This window comes from Saccharopolyspora montiporae (genome assembly GCF_015209505.1).
GTDB lineage: Bacteria > Actinomycetota > Actinomycetes > Mycobacteriales > Pseudonocardiaceae > Saccharopolyspora > Saccharopolyspora montiporae.
Window position 1 is genome coordinate 131187 of record NZ_JADEYC010000007.1, and the last position, 23440, is coordinate 154626.

Consider the following 23440-nt stretch of genomic DNA (forward strand, 5'->3'; position numbering starts at 1 on the left):
TCATCCCGCGATGTGGTCGGTTTCGGCTCGGCGGCGAACCGGGCCCGACACAGCAGCGCCCGGCCGCTCGGACGTGTGCCGAGCGGCCGGGCGTCGGGCGTCGGGCGGGAGTCCTCAGTCGGTGCTGAGCACGTCGACGAGTTCACCGATCTTCGCGTCCGGCAGCGCGCGGGCCAGGTCGGCCACCGCGACCATCCCGACGAGCCGTTCCCGGTCGATCACCGGCAGGCGGCGCACCTGGTGCGCGGTCATCGTGGACAGCACCTGGTCGACCGAATCGTCCGCGCCCGCGGTCACGGCTTCCTGCTGGTTGAGGTCACCGGCCGGAAAGGAACCCGGATCCCGGCCGTGGCCGAGGACCTTGACCACCAGGTCGCGGTCGGTCACCACACCCTTGATCTTGTCGTCCTTGCCGCAGATCGGCAGCGCCCCGACGCCGCGTTCGGTCATCTGGCGGGCTGCGTCGGCGGCGGTGTGCTCGGTACGGACGCACTCGGCACCGGGGGTCATCACGTCGCGGGCGGTTGTCATCGGCGTTCTCCTTCCACGCCTGGGATTTCCTCCGTCGACCGGAGCCCTACCCGCAGCACCGGTCGCGCACACCTCGCGGTGCGGATCAGGGCAGATCGGCCAGCGCTTCGATCCGGTCGGCGCAGATGCCCGTCGTCTCGCGGAGACCGCCCGCCTTCAGCGCGCTGTGCACGCAGGCAGGTCCGGTGACCACACGCAGGATGATCCCGCGCGCGCGGGCGCGGCGCTGGGCCGCGCGCAGCACGTCGACGGCGTCCAGGCAGACGAAATCCAGGTGCGACCAGTCGACCACGATGGCGTCCACTGTGGAGGAAAGCCGCGCGGCGAGCAGTTCGGTGAAGCGCGGTACGGCGGGTTCGTCGAGTTCGCCGGAGGCGGTGACCACCGTGGTGTAGCGGCTGGGCCGCTGCACGCCCAGCCGTGCGTTCTGCGCGGGGTCGACCGGTTCTTCGGGCGGGCTCTGCGGTGTCGCGGTCATGCGGGCTCCCTCCTGGGCCGCGGAGGCAGCCGGGTGCACCGCTGAGGGCTGGTCGTCCGTGCGGGACGGCGTGGAGGCGAGACCGACGAACGACCCCGTCAGCGAGTCGGCACGTGCGCTCGGCGCGGCCACCTCGTCGACATCTGGTCATCGGGTCCCGGCGATCGTCCTGAACCGGGCGCGATACCGCGACCCTACCTGCCGCGATCCCCGTTCGACCACCCGTGCGCGCGGGTCGGACCTGATCAGCCGCCACTCCCGACCCGCCTTATCCTCGCCATGTCCGCCGTCTGCGGGACACCCGCAGCGGCGCTGCGCCGAGCGGCGGACGCTCTGCCGTCTATCGCGGAAGGACGATGCGTTGATCACGGCAACCGATCTCGGGCACGTGCGGCGATGCGTGGAACTGGCGCGGGAAGCGCTGGACGACGGGGACGAACCGTTCGGCTCGCTGTTGGTGTCCGCCGCCGGCGAGGTGCTCCTCGAAGACCGCAATCGGGTGCGCAGCGCGGACGCCACCCGACATCCGGAGATCGCGATCGCGCGGTGGGCGGCGGCCAACCTGACCGCCGGTGCGCGCGCGGAGTCCACCGTCTACACCTCGGGCGAGCACTGCCCGATGTGCGCGGCCGCGCACGGATGGGCCGGGCTCGGCCGCATCGTGTACGCGGCGTCGAACGAGCAGCTCACCGGATGGCTGGCCGAGTGGTCCGCTCCCCCGCCGCCGGTGGCGCCGCTGCCGATCACCCGGGTGGTTCCCGGCGCGGACGTGCACGGCCCGGTGCTGGAGTGGGCCGAGGAACTGCGTTCGCTGCACCGCGCCCGCTTCGACCGGGACAGCTGACCACCACCCGATCGGCACCGGTGCGATTGGTGGAACCGGTTGCCGGGCAGCTCTTTCCGATTCCGCGCGGAGGACTGCGTTCGCGCACGGCCTGTTCCACCTCCGCGACGCAGCGCACCCGTCCGCAGACGCTCCACCCCCGGCCGCGGGCCGCCCTTGTCCCCGACCCGCGCCCCCCGTAAGGTGGACCCATCTGACGTCAGATGTCGAAGGGTCGAACCGTGTCGCTACCCGAAGAGCTTGCCGAGCGGCTGCTCAGCGCGATCATCGACGGCACGCACGCACCGGGGAACGCGCTGCCCGCCGAAGGCGAACTCGCCGAGCAGTACGCGGTCAGCCGGCTCACCGTCCGCGAGGCGGTGACCTCGCTGCGCGTGCAGGGCATCGTGCGCATCCAGCGCGGCCGCGGCACCTTCGTCAACCCCCCTGCGCAGTGGACGGCGCTGGACCCGCTCATCCGCGCCGCGGCCGCCGCACCCCGCTCCAGCCGGCTGGTGTCCACGAGCCTCATCGAGGCCCGCCGACTGATCGAGGTCGGTGCGATCGAACTCGCCGCGAGCAAGCGCACCGAGGACGACCTCGTCCAGCTCCGCGGGCTGCTCGGCGACATGCGCGAAGCGGTGCACGCCTGCGACGTGGACCTGTTCGTGGACGCCGACATCGGCTTCCACGACACGATCATCCGCGCCAGCGGCAACGCGTTCATCCCGTTGATGTTCGAGCCTTTCGGCCGGCTGCTCGTCGAGGGCAGGCGGGAGACCTCCGCCGTGGCCGAGATCCGCGCGCACGCGCTCGATCACCACACCCGGATCCTGCAGGCTCTCGAAGCAGGCAGCCCGGACCGAGCGCGCGCGGCGATGGAGGAGCACCTGCAGCAGACCGCGCACGACCTGCACGCGCACGTGCTCGGCGACGACTGACCCGACCCGCCCCCGACCGGCACAGGAAGCAGACCCATGTCCGATCCCCGCCCGACCCGCGGACCGGTGGCCGCCGACGAGCTGCTCACCGGCCTCCCCGACCCGTACCCGGTGCCGGCGGCCGACATCGCGGCGCGGCTGGCCGACGCCCCGCGGCTGGCGGTGCTCGACGACGACCCGACCGGCACGCAGACCGTGTCGGACGTACCGGTGCTGACCACGTGGGAGGTGGACGACCTGCGCTGGGCCGTGACCCAGCCGTCCGGCACGTTCTTCGTGCTGACCAACACGCGCAGCCTGCCCGCCGCCGACGCCGAAGCCCGCAACCGGGAGGTACTCGGTGCGCTGGCCGCGGCCGCCGAGGCCGAGGGCGTCGAGGTCGCCGTGGCCAGCCGCAGCGATTCGACGCTGCGCGGGCACTTCCCGCTGGAGACCGACGTGCTCGCCGAGGAGTTGCGGCGCCGGGGCGATCCGGTCGACGGGGTGGTCATCGTGCCCGCCTACCCGGACGCGGGACGGATCACCGTGCAGGCGACGCACTGGGCGCGCACCGCGGAAGGGATGTTGCCCGCGGGGGACACCGAGTTCGCCCAGGACGCCAGTTTCGGGTACCGCAGCTCGGATCTGCGGGCGTGGGTGGCGGAGAAGACCGCGGGCCGGGTGCCCGCCGAGGACGTGCTGGCCGTCGGGCTCACCGACATCCGGGTCGGCGGTCCCGACCGGGTCGCCGAGCTGCTCGGTGAGGTGCGCGGCGGCCGCAACGTGGTCGTGGACGCGGTCTGCGACGACGACTTGCGAGTACTGGCCCTGGCGCTGCTGCGGGTAGAAGCCGCGGGTGCGCGGCTGCTCTACCGCGTCGGCCCGGGTTTCGTGCGCGCCCGTTCCGGGCAGGCGGCACGTCCGGCGCTCACCGCCGCGGAGCTGCGCGGTATCGGGGACCCGCCCGCGGACGGGCACGGGCTGATCGCCGTGGGCTCGCACGTGGGACTGACCACCGGCCAGCTCGACGGGCTCCGGGCCCTGGACGGGCTGCGCGAGGTGGAACTGAACGTGCCCGCACTGCTCGACGAGCGGCACCGCGGCGAGCACATCGCCGATGTCGCCGCGGCGGCCGCCGACGCGATGCGCGAGGCGGACGTGGTGATCCGCACCAGCCGGGATCTGGTCACCGGCGCGGGCGCGGAGGAGAGCCTGGCCATCGCCCGGGCCGTGTCGTCCGGTCTGGTGGAGGCGGTCACCGGCGCCGTGCGCGCGCGACGTCCCGCGTTCGTGGTCGCCAAGGGCGGCATCACCTCCAGCGATATCGCCACCGAGGGCCTGCGGATCCGCCGGGCCGTGGCCCGGGGCACGATGCTGCCGGGCATCGTGTCGCTGTGGGAGCCGGTTTCCGGTGACTCCACCGGGATCCCCTACATCGTGTTCCCCGGCAATGTCGGCGACCGGGACTCGCTGGCCGAGATCGTCACCGCGCTCCGTGCTCGCTGAATCCGCCTGCGCGGCAGGGTTCGCTCCAGAAAGGAAGCTTCGCATGTCCGAAACCCGGGTCGCCGTCATCGGTCTCGGGGCGATGGGCCGGCCCATGGCCGCCCGGTTGTTGCCCGCGTTCCCGGTGACCGCGTTCGATCTCGATCCGCTGCGCCGCGACGAGCTCGGCGCCGAGGGGGCCGGGACCGCCGCGTCTCCGGCCGGCGCCGCCGAAGGCGCCGACGTCGTGCTGCTGGCAGTGCGGGACCAGCAGCAGGTCGAGGACGCGCTGTTCGGCCCGGACGGTGCGGTGGAGATGCTGGCTCCGGGCTCGGTGGTGCTGCTGACCAGCACCGTGGGCCCGGACGCCGCGCGGGCCGTCGCGGACCGGCTCGCCGAGGCGGGCATCGGCCTGGTCGATGCGCCGGTCAGCGGCGGGCCGGCGCGGGCGGGCTCCGGCGATCTGCTCATCGTGGTCAGCGGCGCGCCGGAATCCACCGCCGCGGCACGGGCGGTGCTCGACCGACTGGCCTCGACGCTGACCGACGTGTCCGAAAAGCCGGGCGATGCGCAGGGTCTCAAGGCGATCAACCAGCTGCTGGCCGGGGTGCACATCGCCGCGGCGGCCGAAGCCGTCGCACTGGCGCGGGAAATGGGCCTGGACCTGGAGACGGTCATCGGGTCGCTGACCCAGGGTGCGGCCGGGTCGTTCATGCTCGGCGACCGCGGCCCGCGGATGCTCGACGCCTACCGGGACGGCGCGGAAGTGCGCAGCAGGCTCGACATCTTCGTCAAGGACATGGGCATCGTCACCGAAGTGGCGCGGGACAACCACGTCCCGGTGTCGCTGGCCGCGGCCGCCCAGCAGCTCTACCTGCTGGGCGAGCGCGCGGGTCTCGGTGCCGACGACGACTCCAGCGTGGTCACCCTGCTCTCCCCGCGGGAGGCGGGCTGACGCACCGGGTCACCGCCCGCGGGCCGCGTGCCGGGCGGCGAGGTAGCCGAAGGTCAGCCCCGCGCCCACCTGGCACCCTGCTCCCGGGTATTCGGAGGCGGTCAGCGACTGCGCGTCGGCACCGCAGGCGTAGAGGCCGGGGACGGGTTCACCGCCCTCGGTGAGCACCCGGGCGCGGTCGTCGGTGCGCAGGCCCAGCGTGGTGGACAGTGGGGTGGGCACGACCGCCATCGCGTAGTACGGCGGGTGTTGGATCGCACCGAGGTTGGGGTTCGGCGCGTGCTGCGGGTCCCCGTACTGGTGGCCGAACGGGCTGGTTCCCTTGCCGAATTCCTCGTCGACCCCGGTGCGGGCGGCATGGTTGGCCGCGTCCACCGTGCGCGCCAGACCGTCCGGGTCCACGCCGATGGAGGCGGCCAGTTCGCGCAGGGTGCGACCGCGGTGCAGGTAGCCGCCGGCCAGGTGGCGCCGCAGCAGCGGTGCGGGCAGGTGCGGGTAGATCATGCCGAGCCCGTAGCGGGCCAAGGTGCGCGCGTCGAGCACCAGCCATGCGGGAATGCTGGGCGTGTGCTCGTGCGCGGCGTACATGGCGCGCACGAACCGGTGATAGGACACCGATTCGTCCACGAACCGCCGGCCGTCGGCGTTGACCGCGACGATGCCCGGTTTGGCCCGGTCCCAGATGTGCGGGAACACGGCGGTGGACCCGTCGCGGCGGCGACCGATCGAGGACGGGAACCACATGGCGTTGTCGTCGCGCGGCTCGCCGAGCGCCCCGCCGGCGGCGCGGGCCAGCGCGATCGTGTCCCCAGTCGCGCTGTCCGCGGCGCGGGTGAACTGCGGTGCAGGTTGCGGGAGGTGCTCGTGGCGCAGCCGGGCGCTGGCCGGGAATCCGCCGCAGGCGAGCACCACACCGCGGCGCGCGGCGATGCGCACGGTGCGGCCGCGGTGCGTGACCACGGCGCCGAGCACGCGGCCGTCCGCACCGGTCTCCAACGCGGTGGTCTCCGCGGTGAACCACACGTCACCACCGTGCCGGCGCAGCCGGTGGTAGAGGTTGGCCACGAGCGCGTTGCCCATCGCCAGCCGAGTGCCGCGCGGGTAGCGCAGTCGGTCGAGGACCCACCGCATGCCCAGGCGCAGCGCCACCGCCGCGCCGCGCGGCGAGCCGCGGAACAGCGTCAGCAGATCGTTGACCTCGGGGCGGCGGACCATGAGCGTGCCACCGAACAGCGCGAATTCCGGCACCGGCCCGCGGACCCGGCCGAAGCGCGCCCTGCCGAGGCGGCGGCCGTCGAAGGTCTGCGGTTCCAGCGCGCGGCCGGTGCCGGAGCCGGTGATCTCCGGGTGGTAGTCCACGACCGTCTTGGAGTGCCAGAAGCCGACGCCGAGCCGGTCGAGGTGGTCGATCATCGCCGGTCCGTGCCGGAGGTAGGCCTCGCGCAGCGCGCGCGGGGCGCGGTCGCCGACGAGGGCGTCGAGGTAGCGCTCCGCGGCGTCGCGGTCGGCGGCCGGATCCTGCTGGTGGCGGTGCCCGGGGATCCAGCAGGTGCCCGCGGAGTAGGCGGTGGTGCCGCCTAGCCATTCGGTCTTCTCCAGGACCAGGGTGGACAGTCCCTCGCCGGCACCGACCACGGCGGCGCCCAATCCGGCGGCGCCGGTGCCGAGCACGAGCAGGTCGACTTCGCGGTCCCAGGTGCGGTCGTCAGTCATTCGGTGTTCTCCGCAGCGGTCAGCAGCGCGGCGCCGTGCCGCCGCATCCGGTCGAGGTCGGGGGTGGTGCCGGCGAACAGCGCGAGGCTCTCCGCGGCTTGGGCGACGAGCATGGCGACTCCGTCGGCGACCCGGCAGCCCGCCGCCCGCGCGGCGCGCAGCAGTGCGGTCTCCCGGGGGCGGTAGACGACGTCGGCGACCCAGTGCTCGGTGGTGAGCGCGGCCGGGTCGAACGGCAGGCCGGGATGCCCGGTCATGCCGATCGGGGTCGCGTTGACCACGCCGTCGGCCCGGGCCAGCGCGGCGGGCAGCCGGTCCGGGTCTGCGGCATCGATCTGCGCGTCGGGCACGGCGGCGCGCAGGCGCGTGACGAGCGCTGCGGCGCGGTCGGTTTCGGCATCGACCACCTGCACGTGCGCCCCGGCTCGGGCGAGCGCGTAGGCGACCGCCGAGCCCACTCCCCCGGCCCCGACCACGACGGCGCGGCCGAGCACCGCCCCGGGCAACGACGCGCGCCAGGCGGTGATGAACCCGGAGTGGTCGGTGTTGTGCCCGATCAGCCGTCCCGCGTGGGCGGTGACCGCGTTGACGGCGCCGAGGGCGCGGGCGTCGGGGCTGAGGTCGTCGAGCTGGTCGAGCACCACCTGCTTGGCGGGATGGGTGATGTTGAACCCGGTGAGCCCGGCGGCTTCGCGCAGCGTCCACCCGTCGGGGAGTTCGTCGAGGTCCAGCAGCGCGTAGGTGTAGTCGAGGCCGAGCGCGGCCGCCTCGCGCTCGTGCAGGGCCGGGGACAGCGATCCGGTGATGCCCGCGCCGACCAGCGCCACCCGGTGGCGCGGGGTCGCGATGGTGTCAGTCATCGGTGTCGACCTCGGCGAGCAGGGCGTGCACCGCGCGCAGGTTGTGCGCGGCGATGTCGAGCGGGCCGAGCCGGGCCTGCAGTGCCGCGTCCGGCACCTCCGCGCTCAGCGGGGTCCCGGGCGGGGCGGCCGCGACCAGGTCCGCCAGCGGGAACTGCCCTTCGCCGACGGTGCGGCGCTGCACCCGGGACTCGACGTGCCGGATCGAGCCGTCCGCCTTCATGCCCAGCGGCAGTTCGGCGGGCAGGTCGAGGTGCTGCGGCGTGTCCAGCGGTCCGTCGCACAGCTGCAGGCAGGGCACCAGTTCCGGGGCCAGCGCGCGGACGTCGTCCGGGGTGCCGCCGGCGCGCTGCACGTGCAGGGCGTCGACGAGCACGGCGGCTCCCGCGGTGGCCGCGAGCTCGGCGGCCTCGGGCACGGTACGCACCGGCTGGTAGCTGATCGGTTCCAGGGTCGGCACGAGCCCGAGCGGTGCCGCGTCGGCGGTCAGCGCGGCGAGGGTGTCGCCGAGCCGCGTCCGGTCGGGATCGGTGCCCACGACGCTGATGGTGCGGGCGCCGAGCGCGGCTCCCGCGTCGAGCGCGGGTTTCCAGTCCGCCGGACCGGTGTTCGGCCCGAGGGCGAGGAATTCGACGTCGCGGACCTCGATGCCGGTGTCGTCGAGGCGTTTCCGGGTTTCCCGCGACATCGGTGATCCCGGCTGCATCGGGTACTGGTGCTCGCCCTCGGTGACGGCCTTGACCCGAACGCCGACGAAGTCGTATCCGGCTCGTGCTGCGGTGTCCACCAGGTCGGGCGGGTTCAACCGCAGCAGGGTCAGGTGGGCGAGGCCGATGGGGCGCATGCGGTGCTCTCCTCGTTCGCGGTCGGCGGGTGGTGCGGAGCCGGTTCGTCCGGGCTCGGGATGCGCGGGCCCGGCACCGGTCATCGCGGGCTCGGCTGGGCGTGGGATTCGGGTTCGGCGGGTGCCGCGGGCGTACCGCCGAGGGCGGCCGTCGGGATGCGGTAGGTCTCCGGCCCGAACAGCGCGGCCAGCGCGGCGGCGCCGACGAATCCGGCGCACAGCCAGGCGACCGGGGTCCAGTTCGCCGGGTCGCCCGCGGTCATCATCGAGGCGATGGCCGGGGTGAAGCCCGCGGCCAGCAGGCCGACCATGAGCCCGATGGCCATGCCGCTGTAACGCACCCGCGCCGGGAACTGCTCGGGGAAGTAGGCGGGGTACACGCCGTTGGGCGCCGCGTAGCACAGGCCGATGAGCAGAACGGCCGAACCGTAGATCCACGGGACGTTCTGCGTGCCGATGGCCTGGAAGAACACGAAGACCATCACCCCGACGCCGAGCAGACCGGTCACGAACACGGGTTTGCGGCCCACGCGGTCGGCGATGAGCCCGTACACGGGCTGGGTGAGGACGGCGACCATGTTGGCCACCGAGATGACCGTGAGCATCAGCGGGCGGGACACACCGGCGACTTCGGTGGCGTAGGCCAGGGCGAACACGTTGACGATCGTGTTGACCATGGCGAACGAGGCGCAGACCGCGATGCGCAGCAGGGTCGCCCAGTGGTCGCGGAGCAGTTCGACGATCGGCGCCTTGGCCGTGTCGGCCGATTCCTGCATCTCGGCGAAGACCTCGGGTTCCTGCAGCGAGCGGCGCAGGAAGTAGGCCACGGCGGTCATCACGATGCTCAGCCAGAACGGGATCCGCCAGCCCCAGGACAGCATCTGTTCCTCGGGCAGCGCGGCCACCGGGATGAACACCAGGCTCGACACGACGATCCCGAACATGATGCCGCTCATGGTGAAGCTGGTGAAGAACGCGCGGCGGTGATCGGGTGCGTGCTCGACGGTCAGCGAGCTCGCGCCCGGGGATTCCCCGCCCGCGGACAGGCCTTGCAGCAGGCGCAGGATCACCAGCAGCAGCGGTGCGGCGATGCCGATCTGGTCGTAGGTGGGCAGGCAGCCGATGAGGAACGTGGACACGCCCATCAGCAGCAGCGTGACCATGAGGGCGTTGCGCCGCCCGAGCCGGTCGCCGAAGTGTCCGAACAGGACGGCGCCGAGCGGGCGGGCCACGTAGGCGACGCCGAGGGTGGCGACGGACAGCAGCGGGCCGGTCGCGCCGGTGTCCGGGAAGAAGATCTTGCCGAAGACCAGCGCGGCGGCCGAGCCGTAGATGAAGAAGTCGTAGTACTCCAGCGTGCTGCCGATGAATCCGGACAGCGCTGCCTTCTTCGGGGCGTTGCGGGTGCCGGGTGGCGCTCCCGACGGGTGGGCGGCCGATGCCGAGGTGGACATGGTGCTCCTTTCAACCGGCGTCGTCGGCGGCGGTCCACCCCGCGCAGCGGGCTCGCGGGGCCGGGCCGCGGAGCGGATGCCGAAGAGCGTCACACCCCGGACTTTGCCAAGTCCAATACTCAGTTCTACGTGCACCATGTTCCACAGCGGCACAATCGCCGGGACGTGCCGGTCACCCCGGCGAGGGCAGCACCTCGTGTGCGACGTCGAGCACCGCACTGAGCACCGGCGACGGGTTGTCGGCCAGCCAGGCGATGCCGTGGTGCATGCAGGTCGACTCCCCGCGCAGCGGGACGAAAACGGCGCCGGTCGGCGTGATCTCGGCGATGCTGGTTGCCATCAGCGCGATCCCGACCCCGGCCGAGACGAGGGTGAGGATGAGGAACGCGTCGGTGACCTCCTGGACCACCCGCGGGCGGAATCCGGCGTGCACGCAGGCCCGCATCGCCGCCTGCTGCAGCGCGGAACCCCCGGCCTCCGGCGTGGTCACGAACCCCTCGTCGGCGAGATCGGCGAGATCGATGTCCGGCTCGCCGGCCAGCGGGTGGTCCACGGGCAGCACCACGCCGAGCGGTTCGCTGGCCACGAGCCGGGTCCGCACCGGCGACGGGTCGATCGGCAGGCCGACGAACGCGATGTCCAGGCTGCCGCGCTCGACCTGCTCGACGCCCTCGCGCGTCATCACCCGCCCGGTCAGCGCGAGCGTGACGCCGGGGAACCGCTGGCGCACCGCGCGGGTCAGCGGGGACAGCGTGTGGTGGTTGAGCGCCCCGGAGAACCCGATGGACACCGTTCCGTAGACCACGCCGTCGCTGGCGCGGGTGGCCTGCCTGCCCAGCTCCAACTCCTCGAAAACGCGGTAGGCGTGCGGGAGGAACGCGTGCCCGGCCGGGGTGAGCGCGACGCTGCGCGTGCTGCGGTCGAACAGCGTGGTGCCCAGTTCGCGCTCCAGCCGCCGGATCGTCTGGCTCAGCGGTGACTGCGCCATCCGCAGCCGCGCCGCAGCGCGCCCGAAGTGCAGTTCCTCGGCCACGGCGAGGAAGGCCTCCACCCACCGGATCTCCACGTCCACCTCCCGGCCGCCGGGGTCTTGCGTCACCTCGGCGGAGCTTTATAGTCATCGCATAGCTTGATTCGAGTGCAATTATGCCCTGAATCTTACACAGTCCCTGTGCGTGCGGCACACAGTCGCCGCGCATCCCCCAGGAAGGACCGGCACCGTGACGACCTCCGCGGAACCGCGAACCAGCCCGACCTCCGCGTTACCCGATCCCGAGTACGACGTGATCGTCGTCGGCTCCGGGGCGGGCGGCCTGTCCGCGGCCGTCACCGCCGCACACCGCGGGCTGCGGGTGGCCGTGCTCGAACGCGCGGAGGTGTGCGGCGGGGCCACGGCCTGGTCCGGCGGGTGGATGTGGACGCCCGGCAACCCCCTCGCGCACGCCGACGGCGTCGCGGAGGACACCGAGCAGTTCCGCAGCTACCTGCGCGCCGCGTTGGGCGCGGACTACGAATCCGACCGGGTGGAGGCGTTCCTGGACGCCGCCCCGGACATGGTGCGGTTCTTCCACGAGCGCACCGCGCTGACGTTCGTGCCCGGCGGGAAGATCTGCGACATCTACGGCGACCTGCCCGGCGCGGGTACCGGGCACCGCTCGGTGGCCCCGGCGCCTGCCGACCTGCGTCGGCTCGGTGCCGACGTCGCCGCGCTGCTGCGCGGCCAGCTCTACGAGACCTCGTTCCTCGGCCTGGGCATCATGGCCGGCCCCGATCTCGGCGGGTTCCTCGCCGCGTCCCGCGGCCGGATCGGCGGACTGGTGCACGCCACCCGGCGGGTCTCGCGGCACCTGTTCGACCTGGTGACCCGGCGCCGCGGCATGCAGCTCGTCAACGGCACCGCGCTCGTCGGGCGGCTGCTGCGCTCGGCGCTGGACGCCGGTGTCGCGGTGCACGTGCGCACGCCGGTGACCGGACTCCTGCAACAGGACGACCGGGTCACCGGCGTGCGGATCAGCACCGCGGACGGCCCCCGCGAGATCACCGCGACCCGAGGTGTCGTGCTGGCCGCCGGCGGGTTCCCGGCCGACCAGGACCGCCGCCGACAGCACTTCCCCCGCGGGGAGCGGCACTTCACGCTCGCCCCGCGCACCGCCGACGGATCCGGCATCGCGCTGGGCGAATCCGCGGGCGGCGAGCTGCGCACCGACCTCGCCTCCCCCGCCGCCTGGTGCCCGGTCTCGCTGGTGCCCTACCGCACCGGCCGCACCGGCGTGTTCCCGCACATCATGGACCGGGCCAAACCCGGCAGCATCGGCGTGCGCCGCGACGGGAAGCGGTTCGTCAACGAGGCCGACGGCTACTACGACTACGTCGCGGCGCTGATCGCGGCCACCCCGGGCGACGAGCCGGTCGAGGCGTGGCAGATCGCCGACGCCCGCTTCGTGCGCCGCTACCCGTTCGGCATGGCCAAACCCCGCCCCGTCCCGCTGTGGCCCTACCTGCGCAGCGGTTACCTCAAACGCGGGCGCACGCTGGCGGAACTGGCCCGCGCGTGCGGCATCGACCCGGCCGGGCTCACCGCCACCGTCGCCGAGTTCAACGACGCGGCCCGGCGCGGCGCGGATCCCGAGTTCGGCCGCGGCAGCACGCCGTTCAACCGCTACGGCGGCGATCCGGCCGTGGGCCCCAACCCGTCGCTGGCCCCGCTGGAGAAGGGCCCGTTCTACGCGGTGCGCGTCGTGCCGGGCAGTTTCGGCACGTTCGCCGGGCTGGCCACCGATGCGCGGTCCCGCGTCGTGGACTCCGGCGGTGCGCCGATCCCCGGCCTGCACGCGGCGGGCAGCGACCAGGCCAACGCGCTCGGCGGCCACTACCCCGCCGGCGGGATCAACCTCGGACCGGCCATGGCGTTCGGCTGGATCGCCGGGCGCGAGTTGGCCGAGCAACGGTCCACTGCGGATGGTCGGCGGTGAGCGCGGTGCGTGCCCTGGTCACCGGCGGGGCCGGCGGGATCGGTGCCGCCGCCGCGGAACGGCTGCGCGCCGACGGGACGCACGTCGTCACCGCCGACGCCGCACCGGGTGCCGATGAGCGGCTCGACGTCACCGACCCGGACGCGATCTCCGCGCTGCTCGCCCGGCTGGGCCCGTTCGGGGTGCTGGTGCACGCCGCCGGGATCGTCGGTCCCTCCCGCGAGCTCACCGACCTCGACCTGGACGAGTGGCGCGCGGTGCAGCGGATCAACGTGGACGGCACCTTCCTCATGTGTCGGGCGGTCGTGCCCGGCATGGTGCGGGCCGGTTGGGGCCGGATCGTCACGCTGGCCAGCATCGCCGCCAAGGACGGGAATCCGGCGCAGAGCGCGTACTCGTCCTCGAAGGCGGCGGTGATCGCGCTGACCAAATCGCTGGGCAAGGAGCTGGCCACCACCGGGGTGCTGGTCAACGCCGTGGCGCCGGCCGCCGTGGCGACTCCGATGAACGCCGCGACCGATCCGGCGGTGCTGGAGCGCTCGCGGGCGCTGACCCCGATGGGCCGGATGGGCCGGGCGGAGGAGATCGCCGAACTCATCGCGTGGCTGTGCTCGGCGCGGGTGGGGTTCTCCACCGGCGCCGTCTTCGATGCCAGCGGCGGGCGGGCGTCCTACTGAGGACGCCCGCCGCGGGAGGTGGGACGTGGAGATCCGGCTCGTCGAGGCGTTCCTGGCGGTGGCCGAGGAACTGCACTTCGCCCGGGCCGCCGAGCGGCTGCACATGGCGCAGTCCCCGCTGAGCCAAGCGATCAAGAAGCTGGAGAAGGACGTCGGGACGCCGCTGTTCGACCGCACCACGCGCGCGGTGACCCTGACCTCGGCCGGGCACGCGTTCCTGCCGCACGCCCGCCGGATCCTCGGTGAGGTCGACCTCGCCGTGCGCGCAACCGGGGCCGGGCTCGACGAGGTGTACGGACGCGTGCGGCTGGGGCTTTCCGGGGCGCTCAACCACCGCACGCTCCCGCCGTTGACCCGCGCCGTGCGCACCCGGCATCCGCACATCGCGCTGGAGCTCGCCGACCGGGTCACCACCGAGGACGCGGTGGCCGCCATGGAACGCGGGTCCCTCGACGTCGCGTTCGCCGCGCTGCCCGCCCCCGGCGCGCTGCCGCACCGGATCATCGCCGTCGAAGAGCTCGGTGCGGTCGTGCCCGGCGACCACGCGCTGGCCACCCGGGACGTGGTCGCCCTGGACGAGCTCGCCGAGCAGGACTGGGTGCTCATGCCGGGCCAATCGGCGCTGCGCTCGGTGATCGGCACCGCCTGCCACACCGCGGGTTTCCGGCCGCGGGTCGCGCAGGAGGTCAAGGACCCCTACGTGGTGCTGTCCCTGGTCGCGGGCGGGCTCGGGGTGTCGCTGGCGCCCACGTGCGTGCGCCCGATCATGCCGGCGGGCGCGGTGTGGCTCCCGCTGCAGGGCCCCGGCCCGCGGCTGCGCAGCGCGCTGCTCTGGCACCCGGACCGGGTCGGGCCCGCGGTGCGAGCGTTGCTGGACATCGCCGCGGAGGTCCTGCCCGAACCGCGATGATGCGGAATCGGCACACGCTCCGTGCCGAACACCGTATTGGACGTGCCGGCCCGCGCGGCGCCAACCTGGTCGTGGCAGCAGCGGAATAACCGCCCCTGCACCGGATTTCCCGAATCCACCGATACACCAGGAGGACGCACATGCCCACGTTCGCCGTCACCTACCGCTACGCGCAGGACTCGGCGGAGCAGCGCGACGCGCACCGCCCCGAGCACAAGGACTTCCTCGCCGATCTGCACGAGCGGGGCGTGCTGCGGGCATCCGGTCCCGTCGACGGCGGCGACGGGGCGCTGCTGGTCCTGCAGGCCGAATCGCGCGCGGCCGTCACCGGTGTGCTGGACGGGGACCCGTTCCACCGCGAAGGCCTCATCGGCGAACGCACGATCCGCGAATGGTCCCTGGTGTTCGGCGGTCTGCGATGAGGACCGCCCGCACACTGGCGCGCGAGCGCGTGACCGTCGTGCACGGCCAGCCGCCTCGGCCGGACCCCGGCGAGGCGCTGGTCCGGGTGCACACGGTCACGCTGTGCGGAACCGATCTGCACATCTTCGACGACGACTACGCCACCGAACTGCCGATCGTGCAGGGCCACGAGATCTCCGGGATCGTCGAGAACGCGCCCGAGGAATCCGGTTTCACACCCGGGGACCGGGTGGCGGTCTCGCCGATGCGCTACTGCGGCACCTGCCGCGCCTGCCGGATCGGCCGGATGAACGCCTGCCGCAGCTCCTCTTGCCTGGGCTGCTACGAGGACGGCGGGCTCGCCGAGCTCATCACCGTGCCCGCGGGCGATCTGCACCGGGTGCCCGCCGGCCTCGACCTCGACCTGGCCGCGCTGGCCGAACCGACCAGCATCGCCGTGCAGGCGGTGCTGCGCGGGCGGCCGCAGCCCGGCGAATCCGCGCTGGTGCTCGGTTGCGGCCCGATCGGCCTGCTGGCCACCCTGCACCTGACCTCGCTGGGTGTCCAGGTGACCTGCGCGGACGTCTCGGCCGAGCGCGCGGCGTTCGCCACCCGCTTCGGCGCCGCCCGGACCGCATTGGCCGGGCGCGACCCGATCCCGGACGAACCGTCGCTGGTCATCGAGGCCACCGGATCACCCGCGGCGCTGGACACCGCGCTGCAGGCGGTGAGCACCGCCGGGCGCGTGGTGCTCGTGGGCCTCTCCGGGAAGACGGCGAACCTGCCCGTGCGCACGATTCCGGTCAAGGACCTCGACGTGCTGGGCAGCCGGAACAGCCAGCGGCGGATGGACGAAGCACTCGCCCTGCTGCACGAGAACACCGGCGCGGCACGGGATCTGATCACCCACCGGGTTCCGCTGGCCGACATCGGCACGGCCTTCCGGCTGCTGCGCGCACCGGACGGGCTGGTCGGCAAAGTCGCCGTGGACCTCACCGCCGAGGAGGAGCCATCATGAGCGTCGTACTGCCCGCGCCCGCCGAGTCCTACGACGTCGTGGTCGTCGGCAGTGGTGCCGCCGGGCTCACCGCCGCGGTCACCGCTGCCGCGGGCGGATCCTCGGTGCTGGTGCTGGAAAAGGCGTCCCGGCTCGGCGGGACGTCGGCGGTCGGCGGCGGGGTCATCTGGGCACCCGGCAACCACCTGATGGCCGAAGCCGGTTTCGCGGACCGGGCGGAGGATGCGCGCAGCTACCTCGCGGCCGGCAGCGGTGGCCGGATGAGCGCCGCGGAGATCGACCGCTACGTGCGCACCGCACCGGACGCGGTGCGGTTCCTGACCGGGGACGGGGTGCGGATGCGACCGCTGGCGCGCCCGGACTACCACCCGACCTGGGCCGGAGCCGCCCGCGGGCGCGGGTTGGACCAGGAGCCGTTCGACCCCGGTCCGTGGCCCGGCCTGGCCGACCGGCTGCGCTCGCCGACGTACCTGCCGCTGATCACCATGGGCGAGCGCGACGAGCTGGCCGGCGCGGCCCCGGACGCGGCGCTACTGCAGCAGCGCGCGGAGCGGGGCGTGCGCACCATGGGCGGCGCGCTGGTGGGCCGCCTGGTCGTGGCCGCGCTGCGGCGGGGCGTGGACGTGGTGGCCGAGTGCCCGGTCACCGGGCTCGACCGCGACGGTGCCGGGTGGATCGTGACCGCGGGCGGACGCGGGATCCACACGGACGCGGTGGTGCTGGCCTCCGGCGGCTTCGAGTGGAACCCCGCGCTGCGGCGGGCGTTCCTCCCCTATCCGGTCACCCCGATCAGCGCGCCGTCGAACACCGGCGACGGGCTCGTGCTCGGCCTCGGCGCGGGCGGCGCCGTCGACGAGATGACGGCGGTGTGGGGCGTTCCGGTGCTCGCCCCGCCCACCGCCGTCTACGACGGCCAGCCCTCCGGCCGGATGGGCAACGTCGAGCTGACCCTGCCGGGCTCGGTGGCGGTGAACACCGCGGGACGCCGGTTCGTCAACGAGGCGGCGAACTACCACGACCTCAACCGCGCGTTCGGCGCGGTGGATCCCGGCACCGGCCGGTTCGCCAACGTCCCGGCCTACCTGGTGTTCGACCGGACCTACCTGGAGCGCTACCCGGTCGCCGGCTCCACGCCGGGCGTCGCCGAACCATGGATGCACGCCGCGAACACACCGGGCGAGCTGGCCCGGGCGCTGCAGATCGATCCGGACGGGCTCGCGGACACGCTGTACCGGTTCAACGAGCATGCCCGCCGGGGTGCCGACCCGGACTTCGCCCGCGGCGCGAGCCCGCAGGACCGCCACCTCGGTGACCCGTCGGCCCAGCCCAACCCGTGCCTGGCTCCGGTGGAACGCGCGCCGTTCTACGCGGTTCCGGTGCACCCCGGGGTCCTCGGCACCGCGGGCGGGTTGGCCACCGACGCCGACGGCCGGGTCCTCGACCACGGCAACGATCCGATCGGCGGGCTCTACGCGGCCGGGAATTGCGCGGCCACGCTGTTCCGCGACATGTATCCCGGCGGGGGCGCCACCCTCGGCTCGGCGATCGTGCGCGCCTACCGCGCGGGCGCGCACCTGACCGCGGGTGCGTGAGGCCGGTCAGCGGTCCAGCGCCCCGCCGGGCTCGGTCTCGTCCCCGGCGGGGCGCAGCAGCGGATCGGTGCGCAGGTCCCGGTACAGCGACACGCACATCAGCACCATCACTACCGCGAAGGGCACGGAGGCCAGGAACGTGAGGTTCTGGACCCCCTCCAGCCCTTGCGTGCCACCGGAGACGAGCATCGTCGCGGCCGTCGCCCCGGTGGCGATGCCCCAGAACACGATCACCCAGGTGCGCGGGGACAGCGAGCCGCGCTGGGAGAACTTGCCCATGACCACCGAGGCCGAAGCGCCGGTGATGCAGAAGATCGCCACCAGCACCACCACCAGGACGGTGGTGACCTCGGACAGCGGCAGGGCGTCGATGACGGCGAAGGTCTGCGCGTCCTCGTCCCCGGCCGCGGCCACGTCCACCCCGCTGCGCTGCAGGCCGATCGCGCTGCCGCCGAGGGTCACGAACCACACCACGCTGACCCCGCTGGGCACGAGCATGGCACCGCCGACGAACTGGCGGATCGTGCGGCCGCGACTGATCCGCGCCAGGAACGTGCCCACGAACGGTGCCCAGGAGATCCACCACGCCCAGTAGAAGATCGTCCAGCTGCCGAGCCAGTCGTCGATCGCGTCACCGCCGTTCCACCCGGAGCGGGCGGCCATCTCGGCGAAGTCGCGCACGTAGTAGCCGATCGCGGTGGGCAGCAGGTTCAGCACGAGCACCGTCGGCCCGACCACGAACACGAACACGGCCAGCACCGCGGCCAGCGCCATGTTGATGTTGGACAGCCACTGGATGCCGCGGGTGATCCCGGAGACCGCCGACGCCACGAAGCACACCACCAGCACCACGATGATCAGCACCAGCACGGTGTAGCCGACATCGCCGAGCCAGCCCGCGGCCTGCATCCCGCTGCGGATCTGCAGCGCCCCGATGCCCAGCGACGCGGCCGACCCGAACAGGGTCGCGAACAGCGCGAGCACGTCGATGACCTTGCCCAGCGGGCCGCCCGCGGTGCGTTCGCCGAGCAGCGGGACGAACGCGGCGCTGATCAGCTGCGCCCGTCCGCGCCGGAAGCTGCCGTAGGCGATGGTCAGCCCGACGACGCCGTAGATCGCCCACGGGTGCAGCGTCCAGTGGAACAGCGAGGTCGCCAGCGAGATCTCCACGGCCGCATCACTTCCCGGTTCCACCGTGCCGGGCGGTGGCGCGACGTAGTGCGACAGCGGTTCGGCCATCCCGAAAAACATGAGCCCGACGCCCATCCCGGCGCTGAACATCATCGTGATCCAGGACAGCGTGTGGAACTCCGGGCGCTCACCGTCCCGCCCCAGCGGGATCGCTCCGCAGCGGCTCACCGCCAGCCACAGCACGAACAGCACGAACCCGGTCGCGGCCAGCACGAACGCCCAGCCGATGTCGTCCACCGACCAGGCCAGCGCAGCCTCCGCGGCGGACCCCAACGTGTCCGGGGAGGTGATGCCCCAGGCGAGGAAGCCGAGCACAAGCGCCGCGGTGGCGCCGAACACGACCCGGTCGGTGCGCGGCCGGTCGGTCTCCTCCCCGCTCACCGGGGAATGCGCGCCGTGTTCGGCCATCACCATGCCTCCGGGGAGGGGTCCGCGGGTCGCGTCCACGATCACGGGAGCCACCGGGATCGGCAAATCGGCACCGGTGGCGGCGTGCGGCACGGGTCGTTCCGGGTCGAAAGCCTCTGGGGGCGAATCGGCCCACCGCGCAGAATGTGCCGTGTCGGCACCGAGTCGCTCCTCCTCCTGCGACCGGTGCCGTAGCTCGCCCCCGACCCGTGAGGAACCGATGCGCCGCACCCCGCTGGCCCCGCAGGACACCTACGACCTCTTCCTCGACCCGGCGCTGCGGCTGCCCTGGTTCTCGGTGACCGAGCTGCCGCAACGCCCGGCCGCGGACCAGCCGAGCTGGACGGTGGTGCTCACCGAGATCGACGACGGCGCTGCCACGAACCGGTGTTCGGTCACCCACGAGGATGTGCTGCGCGCGGTCCGCGTGATTTCCCGGCGCCGGGGCAAGCGGTTGGTCTCCGCGCGGACCCGCGAGCGGTGCCGGGCCCTGATGGACCGCGGGCGCGGTGCGGTGGACCCGCGGACCGCCGACCAGGTTCTGCAGGTGGCCGCGTTCGGCGAGGCCCCGTACGGCCCGCGGCGGTGATCGCGGGTTGCGGCGAGCGCGGTCACGGTGCTCGGGCGACCGGTTCTGCTAACCTCGCCGGTATGCATCTCTACTTCCTCTGACGACGGCGACCCCGAGCCGCCCGGCGCGCGATGGCGCAGCCCTGGGCGCGGCTCGACGCATTCGCCGTTGCCCTTTTCTTGTCCGGGATCGCGCCATGCAGCGCGTCCCGTTTCGGAGGAAGCATGTCTGCGGGTACTTCGCTGCCCTCGCGCGCCCGAGCACGGCTGAGCGCGACCGATTTGCATGTGGCGCGGGGGGCTCGACCCGTGCTGACCGGCGTGGACCTGAGCGTGTCCGCCGGTGACCGGCTGGGCGTGGTCGGCGAGAACGGTCGCGGCAAGACCACCCTGCTGCAGGTGCTGGCCGGCCGACTCACGCCCGATTCCGGCCGAGTGCACCGCACCGGCAGCACGGCGGTGGCCGATCAGGAGCTCCCCGCAAGCGGCACCGTCGGCGAGCTCATCGATGTCGAGCTCGCGCAGGTCCGCGTGGTGCTGGCCGAGCTCGATGCGGCCTCGCACGCGCTCGCCGAGCAGCGACCGGGTGCCGATGACGACTACGAGCGGGCGCTGGCCGCGGCCGAGGCGCTCGACGCCTGGGACGCCGACCGCCGGGTGCAGGTCTCGCTGGCGGCGCTGGACGCGGTGCAGGATCGGGACCGGCCGCTGGCCGAGCTCTCCGTCGGCCAGCGCTACCGGATCCGGCTCGCCTGCGTGCTCGGCGCGGGCTACGACCTGCTGCTGCTCGACGAACCGACCAATCACCTCGATGCGGGCGGGCTCGCGCACCTGACCGAGCGGCTGCAGGCGCACCCGGGGGCGGCGGTGCTGGTCACCCACGACCGGGCGTTGCTGGCCGATACCGCCACGGCCGTGCTCGACCTGGACCCGAGCATCGACGGCCGGTCCCGCACGTACGGCGGCGGCTACGCGGGATTCCGCGCGGGTCGGCGCGCCGAGCGGGAGCGGTGGGAAGCCGAGCACGACCGGCAGGAGGCGCGACGCGCCCGGTTGACCCGCGATCTGGACGCCGCCCGGGACCGGCTGGTCACCGGTTGGCGCCCGGACAAGGGAACCGGCAAGCACGCCCGTGCCACCCGGGCACCGGGCGTGGTGCGCGCGGTGCACCGGCGGCAGGAGGAGCTGGACGCGCACGCGGTCCCGATCCCGCAGCCGCCGCAACCGCTGCGGCTGCCCGCGCTGCCCACCCGTCCGGGGACCCTGCTGCGCGCCGTGGACGCGGCGGTCCCGGGCCGGTTCGCCGGACGGCACTCGGTGCGGCTGCGCTCCGGTGACCGCCTGGTGGTGACCGGGCCGAACGGCGCGGGCAAGTCGTCGCTGCTCGGCGTGCTGGCCGGCGCTCTGGTGCCGGATTCCGGCGCGGTGCACCGGACGAGCGGGGTGCGGGTGGGGCTGCTCGCGCAGGAGACGCGACTGCCGCAGCACCTCGTCGCCGCCGACGTCGTCGCGCGGGAGGTGGCGCGCCACGGGAACGATGACCCACCGGGTCCGGTCGAGCTGGGCCTGCTGGACGAGACGGCGCTGCGCCACCGGGTCGGTGAGCTGTCCGCGGGCCAGCGCCGGCGGCTGGACCTGGCCGTGCTGCTGGCCGGTTCGCCGCACATCGTGCTGTTCGACGAACCGACGAACCACCTGTCCCCCGCGCTGGTCGACGAGCTCATCGCCGGGTTGGCCGATACCGGCGCCGCGGTGGTGCTGGCCACGCACGACCGCCAGCTGCTTCGCGAGACCGCGGACTGGCCGCTGCTGCAGCTGGCACCGCATGCGCGGAGCGACGCGGAGCAGGGGTGAGCACCGCGTCGGGAAGGGTCGTCAGCCGGCGGGGACTTCCACGACGGCGACGGTATTGCCGTCCGGATCCTGCACCATGAACATGTACGGCGTACCGGGCGAGCTCATCGGTTCGCTCGGGTCGACGCCGCCGACGGCGCTCAGCCGGGCGTGTTCCGCGGTGACATCGGCGGTCTCGACGCCGATCATGCCGCCGCCGGGCTGCCCGCCCATCGGCGGGTTGAGGGCCAAGCGGGTGCGCGATCCGGGCGGTGCCACCTCAAGCCAACGCATCTCCCCGTTCTCGCCGAAGGCGGAGTCGGCGCGGACCTCGAACCCGAGCTTGCCGGTGTAGAACGCCAGTGCCGCGTCCTGGTCGGTGACGGAGAACATGACGACCCCGATGTTGGACACGGTGGTCGGTGTGGATTCGGTCATGCGCCCAGAGTCGCACGGTCCGGCCGGTTGCGGCAGCTCGGGCGCGGCGGCGCCGAGCCGCGCACCGCCCGGCGGGCGGCCGGTGATATACAGCTGCCGGGAAGCAGCGCACGGCACGGGAGGCGGTTCGTGGGAACCATCGAGTGGTCCGATTTCGACCGCGTGGAGCTGCGGGTCGGCACCGTGCTCAGCGCCGAACCGAACGCGGCCGCCCGCAAGCCGTCCTACGTGCTCACCGTCGACCTCGGCGCCGGTGACGTGCGCACCTCCAGCGCCCAACTCACGCAGCACTACCGACCGGAGGACCTCGTCGGCAGGCAGGTGCTGTGCGTGTGCAACTTCGCGCCGAAACGCGTGGCCGGGGTGAAATCGGAGGTCCTGGTCACCGGGGTGCACGACGCGGACGGCGCCGTCGTGCTGCCGACGTTCGAACACCCGGTTCCCGACGGCAGCCGGCTGGCGTGATCCGCGGCTACGCGGTGGCCGCCAGCGAGTACATCAACGGCAGCCGGGCGGATCCGTCAGGGTAGCCGAACCGAGTGCCGCGGGCGGTCAGTGCGCCGTAGCGCTGGAACGGGATCGTGTCGTGCTCGTGCACGAATTCGATCCGCAGCCCGGCGGCGGCGATCGCGCTGAGCACGTCGCCGAGCGTGTGGTGCCATTCGGTGGCGGTGTTGTGCGCGGTCTCGGCGGTCCAGTCGGCGTAGGAGCCCGGCGAGTCGTAGGTGCGCGCCTCGCGCCCGAAGTAGTCGCGCACGGCCGAGGTTCCGTGCTCGTCGTCGAGAACCTCGGTCAGCGGGTGGAATTCGGCGAGGTACAACCGCCCGCCGGGCCGCAGCAGCATCGCCGCGGTGCGTGCCCACCGGTCGATGGCCGGGAGCCACATGAGGGCGCCGTTGCCGGTGTAGACGAGGTCGAACTCGTTGTGCCCCAAGACTTCTGCGGCATCCAGCGCATCGGCGACCACGAACTCGGCGCGATCGGCGGCACCGATCTCCGTGGCCAGTTCGGTGGCCCGCTCGATGGCCGGGGCCGAGAAGTCCACGCCGGTCACCCGCGCGCCGCGCCGGGCCCAGGACAGCGTGTCCAGCCCGATGTGGCACTGCAGGTGCACGAGGTCGAGCCCGGTGACGTCCCCGACCTCGTTGAGCTGGAACGCATCGAGATCCTCGTCGCCGGACCGGAACCCGTCCAGGTCGTAGAAGGAGCTCGCGGCGTTGATCGGGACCCGCTCGTCCCAGAGCCGCCGGTTGTCGGCGACCCGCCCGGATTCCTCGCTCTCGCGCATGTCCGGATCTTAGGAGACGCCGAGCGGCACCGAGACGACGACCGGGCCGCGGCGCGGGGACGGGTCGGCCGGTACCGG

The 23440-nt window shown here is 73.4% G+C and carries 23 protein-coding genes; 13 read left to right on the plus strand and 10 right to left on the minus strand.

The genetic code is table 11. The annotated features are described in order from the left end of the window. Positions 1–114: 114 nt before the first annotated feature. Positions 115–531, minus strand: coding sequence for a CBS domain-containing protein (locus IQ251_RS04285; protein ID WP_193927108.1), 417 nt, complete (start codon positions 529–531; stop codon positions 115–117). An 85-nt stretch (positions 532–616) separates the two neighbouring features. Next, positions 617–1009 carry an STAS domain-containing protein gene (locus IQ251_RS04290; protein ID WP_193927109.1) on the minus strand — a complete coding sequence of 131 codons (393 nt, stop codon included), beginning with the start codon at positions 1007–1009 and terminating at the stop codon, positions 617–619. A 361-nt stretch (positions 1010–1370) separates the two neighbouring features. Between IQ251_RS04290 and IQ251_RS19605 the strand changes: the two genes are divergently transcribed. The 4 genes from IQ251_RS19605 (at position 1371) to IQ251_RS04310 (ending at position 5192) form a co-directional block, all read left to right on the plus strand. Beyond that, complete coding sequence (locus IQ251_RS19605; protein WP_228046097.1) at positions 1371–1853, plus strand: nucleoside deaminase; 483 nt, start codon at positions 1371–1373, stop codon at positions 1851–1853. Positions 1854–2074: 221 nt separating this feature from the next. Then, the gene (locus tag IQ251_RS04300) at positions 2075–2773 is read left to right on the plus strand and encodes a FadR/GntR family transcriptional regulator (RefSeq protein ID WP_193927111.1); all 699 of its coding nucleotides are present in this window, start codon (positions 2075–2077) and stop codon (positions 2771–2773) included. A gap of 36 nt (positions 2774–2809) precedes the next feature. Continuing rightward, a complete protein-coding gene (locus IQ251_RS04305) occupies positions 2810–4258 on the plus strand; it encodes a four-carbon acid sugar kinase family protein (protein WP_193927112.1) in 1449 nt (482 codons plus the stop codon). A gap of 43 nt (positions 4259–4301) precedes the next feature. Then, positions 4302–5192 (plus strand): NAD(P)-dependent oxidoreductase, encoded by an 891-nt coding sequence (locus IQ251_RS04310; RefSeq protein ID WP_193927113.1) that lies wholly within the window; start codon positions 4302–4304, stop codon positions 5190–5192. Between the two features lie 9 nt (positions 5193–5201). Here the strand turns inward: IQ251_RS04310 and IQ251_RS04315 are convergent, their stop codons facing one another. From IQ251_RS04315 to IQ251_RS04335, 5 genes are all read right to left on the minus strand, one after another. Beyond that, entirely contained in the window at positions 5202–6905 is a 1704-nt protein-coding gene (locus IQ251_RS04315) for an FAD-binding protein (protein ID WP_193927114.1), read from the minus strand. Then, entirely contained in the window at positions 6902–7765 is an 864-nt protein-coding gene (locus tag IQ251_RS04320; RefSeq protein WP_193927115.1) for a shikimate dehydrogenase, read from the minus strand. Before IQ251_RS04320 ends, IQ251_RS04315 begins: the two co-directional genes overlap by 4 nt. Next, the gene (locus tag IQ251_RS04325) at positions 7758–8609 is read right to left on the minus strand and encodes a TIM barrel protein (RefSeq protein ID WP_193927116.1); all 852 of its coding nucleotides are present in this window, start codon (positions 8607–8609) and stop codon (positions 7758–7760) included. Before IQ251_RS04325 ends, IQ251_RS04320 begins: the two co-directional genes overlap by 8 nt. A gap of 80 nt (positions 8610–8689) precedes the next feature. After that, positions 8690–10063 carry an MFS transporter gene (locus tag IQ251_RS04330; RefSeq protein WP_193927117.1) on the minus strand — a complete coding sequence of 458 codons (1374 nt, stop codon included), beginning with the start codon at positions 10061–10063 and terminating at the stop codon, positions 8690–8692. A gap of 172 nt (positions 10064–10235) precedes the next feature. Continuing rightward, on the minus strand, positions 10236–11162 hold the full coding sequence (locus IQ251_RS04335; RefSeq protein ID WP_370591196.1) for a LysR family transcriptional regulator: 927 nt from the start codon (positions 11160–11162) through the stop codon (positions 10236–10238). 121 nt (positions 11163–11283) lie between these two features. On the opposite strand from IQ251_RS04335, the gene IQ251_RS04340 reads away from it, so the two are divergent. The 6 genes from IQ251_RS04340 to IQ251_RS04365 all read left to right on the plus strand — a co-directional run bounded on the left by IQ251_RS04340 (position 11284) and on the right by IQ251_RS04365 (position 17634). After that, positions 11284–13035 (plus strand): FAD-dependent oxidoreductase, encoded by a 1752-nt coding sequence (locus tag IQ251_RS04340; RefSeq protein ID WP_193927118.1) that lies wholly within the window; start codon positions 11284–11286, stop codon positions 13033–13035. Next, positions 13032–13712: an SDR family NAD(P)-dependent oxidoreductase gene (locus tag IQ251_RS04345; RefSeq protein WP_193927119.1), complete on the plus strand. Its 681-nt coding sequence runs from the start codon at positions 13032–13034 to the stop codon at positions 13710–13712. Before IQ251_RS04340 ends, IQ251_RS04345 begins: the two co-directional genes overlap by 4 nt. Before the next feature lie 25 nt (positions 13713–13737). After that, entirely contained in the window at positions 13738–14622 is an 885-nt protein-coding gene (locus IQ251_RS04350) for a LysR family transcriptional regulator (protein ID WP_193927120.1), read from the plus strand. A 140-nt stretch (positions 14623–14762) separates the two neighbouring features. After that, positions 14763–15044, plus strand: coding sequence for a YciI family protein (locus tag IQ251_RS04355; RefSeq protein WP_193927121.1), 282 nt, complete (start codon positions 14763–14765; stop codon positions 15042–15044). Between the two features lie 29 nt (positions 15045–15073). Then, positions 15074–16042: an alcohol dehydrogenase catalytic domain-containing protein gene (locus IQ251_RS04360; RefSeq protein WP_193927122.1), complete on the plus strand. Its 969-nt coding sequence runs from the start codon at positions 15074–15076 to the stop codon at positions 16040–16042. Then, entirely contained in the window at positions 16039–17634 is a 1596-nt protein-coding gene (locus tag IQ251_RS04365) for an FAD-dependent oxidoreductase (protein ID WP_193927123.1), read from the plus strand. The genes IQ251_RS04360 and IQ251_RS04365 overlap by 4 nt, the downstream gene beginning before the upstream one ends. Positions 17635–17640: 6 nt before the next feature. Here the strand turns inward: IQ251_RS04365 and IQ251_RS04370 are convergent, their stop codons facing one another. Further along, positions 17641–19233 (minus strand): BCCT family transporter, encoded by a 1593-nt coding sequence (locus IQ251_RS04370; protein WP_228046100.1) that lies wholly within the window; start codon positions 19231–19233, stop codon positions 17641–17643. A 220-nt stretch (positions 19234–19453) separates the two neighbouring features. On the opposite strand from IQ251_RS04370, the gene IQ251_RS04375 reads away from it, so the two are divergent. Beyond that, complete coding sequence (locus IQ251_RS04375) at positions 19454–19822, plus strand: hypothetical protein (protein ID WP_193927124.1); 369 nt, start codon at positions 19454–19456, stop codon at positions 19820–19822. A gap of 206 nt (positions 19823–20028) precedes the next feature. Further along, complete coding sequence (locus IQ251_RS04380) at positions 20029–21657, plus strand: ATP-binding cassette domain-containing protein (RefSeq protein WP_193927125.1); 1629 nt, start codon at positions 20029–20031, stop codon at positions 21655–21657. A gap of 21 nt (positions 21658–21678) precedes the next feature. On the opposite strand, the gene IQ251_RS04385 is transcribed toward IQ251_RS04380, so the two are convergent. Then, positions 21679–22074 carry a VOC family protein gene (locus IQ251_RS04385; RefSeq protein WP_193927126.1) on the minus strand — a complete coding sequence of 132 codons (396 nt, stop codon included), beginning with the start codon at positions 22072–22074 and terminating at the stop codon, positions 21679–21681. Between the two features lie 129 nt (positions 22075–22203). Between IQ251_RS04385 and IQ251_RS04390 the strand changes: the two genes are divergently transcribed. After that, positions 22204–22539: a tRNA-binding protein gene (locus IQ251_RS04390; protein WP_193927127.1), complete on the plus strand. Its 336-nt coding sequence runs from the start codon at positions 22204–22206 to the stop codon at positions 22537–22539. Positions 22540–22546: 7 nt separating this feature from the next. Here IQ251_RS04390 and IQ251_RS04395 read toward each other — a convergent pair whose 3' ends face one another. Then, positions 22547–23362, minus strand: coding sequence for a methyltransferase domain-containing protein (locus IQ251_RS04395; RefSeq protein ID WP_193927128.1), 816 nt, complete (start codon positions 23360–23362; stop codon positions 22547–22549). Positions 23363–23440 lie beyond the last annotated feature (78 nt).

Excerpts from the sequence above, each read along its gene's own strand:
- IQ251_RS04285 (WP_193927108.1), bottom strand. The coding sequence starts at position 531 with ATGACAACCGCCCGCGACGTGATGACCCCCGGTGCCGAGTGCGTCCGT.
- IQ251_RS04290 (WP_193927109.1), bottom strand. The coding sequence starts at position 1,009 with ATGACCGCGACACCGCAGAGCCCGCCCGAAGAACCGGTCGACCCCGCG.
- IQ251_RS04305 (WP_193927112.1), top strand. The coding sequence starts at position 2,810 with ATGTCCGATCCCCGCCCGACCCGCGGACCGGTGGCCGCCGACGAGCTG.
- IQ251_RS04310 (WP_193927113.1), top strand. The coding sequence starts at position 4,302 with ATGTCCGAAACCCGGGTCGCCGTCATCGGTCTCGGGGCGATGGGCCGG.
- IQ251_RS04315 (WP_193927114.1), bottom strand. The coding sequence starts at position 6,905 with ATGACTGACGACCGCACCTGGGACCGCGAAGTCGACCTGCTCGTGCTC.
- IQ251_RS04320 (WP_193927115.1), bottom strand. The coding sequence starts at position 7,765 with ATGACTGACACCATCGCGACCCCGCGCCACCGGGTGGCGCTGGTCGGC.
- IQ251_RS04325 (WP_193927116.1), bottom strand. The coding sequence starts at position 8,609 with ATGCGCCCCATCGGCCTCGCCCACCTGACCCTGCTGCGGTTGAACCCG.
- IQ251_RS04330 (WP_193927117.1), bottom strand. The coding sequence starts at position 10,063 with ATGTCCACCTCGGCATCGGCCGCCCACCCGTCGGGAGCGCCACCCGGC.
- IQ251_RS04355 (WP_193927121.1), top strand. The coding sequence starts at position 14,763 with ATGCCCACGTTCGCCGTCACCTACCGCTACGCGCAGGACTCGGCGGAG.
- IQ251_RS04365 (WP_193927123.1), top strand. The coding sequence starts at position 16,039 with ATGAGCGTCGTACTGCCCGCGCCCGCCGAGTCCTACGACGTCGTGGTC.
- IQ251_RS04370 (WP_228046100.1), bottom strand. The coding sequence starts at position 19,233 with ATGGCCGAACACGGCGCGCATTCCCCGGTGAGCGGGGAGGAGACCGAC.
- IQ251_RS04375 (WP_193927124.1), top strand. The coding sequence starts at position 19,454 with ATGCGCCGCACCCCGCTGGCCCCGCAGGACACCTACGACCTCTTCCTC.
- IQ251_RS04380 (WP_193927125.1), top strand. The coding sequence starts at position 20,029 with ATGTCTGCGGGTACTTCGCTGCCCTCGCGCGCCCGAGCACGGCTGAGC.
- IQ251_RS04385 (WP_193927126.1), bottom strand. The coding sequence starts at position 22,074 with ATGACCGAATCCACACCGACCACCGTGTCCAACATCGGGGTCGTCATG.
- IQ251_RS04395 (WP_193927128.1), bottom strand. The coding sequence starts at position 23,362 with ATGCGCGAGAGCGAGGAATCCGGGCGGGTCGCCGACAACCGGCGGCTC.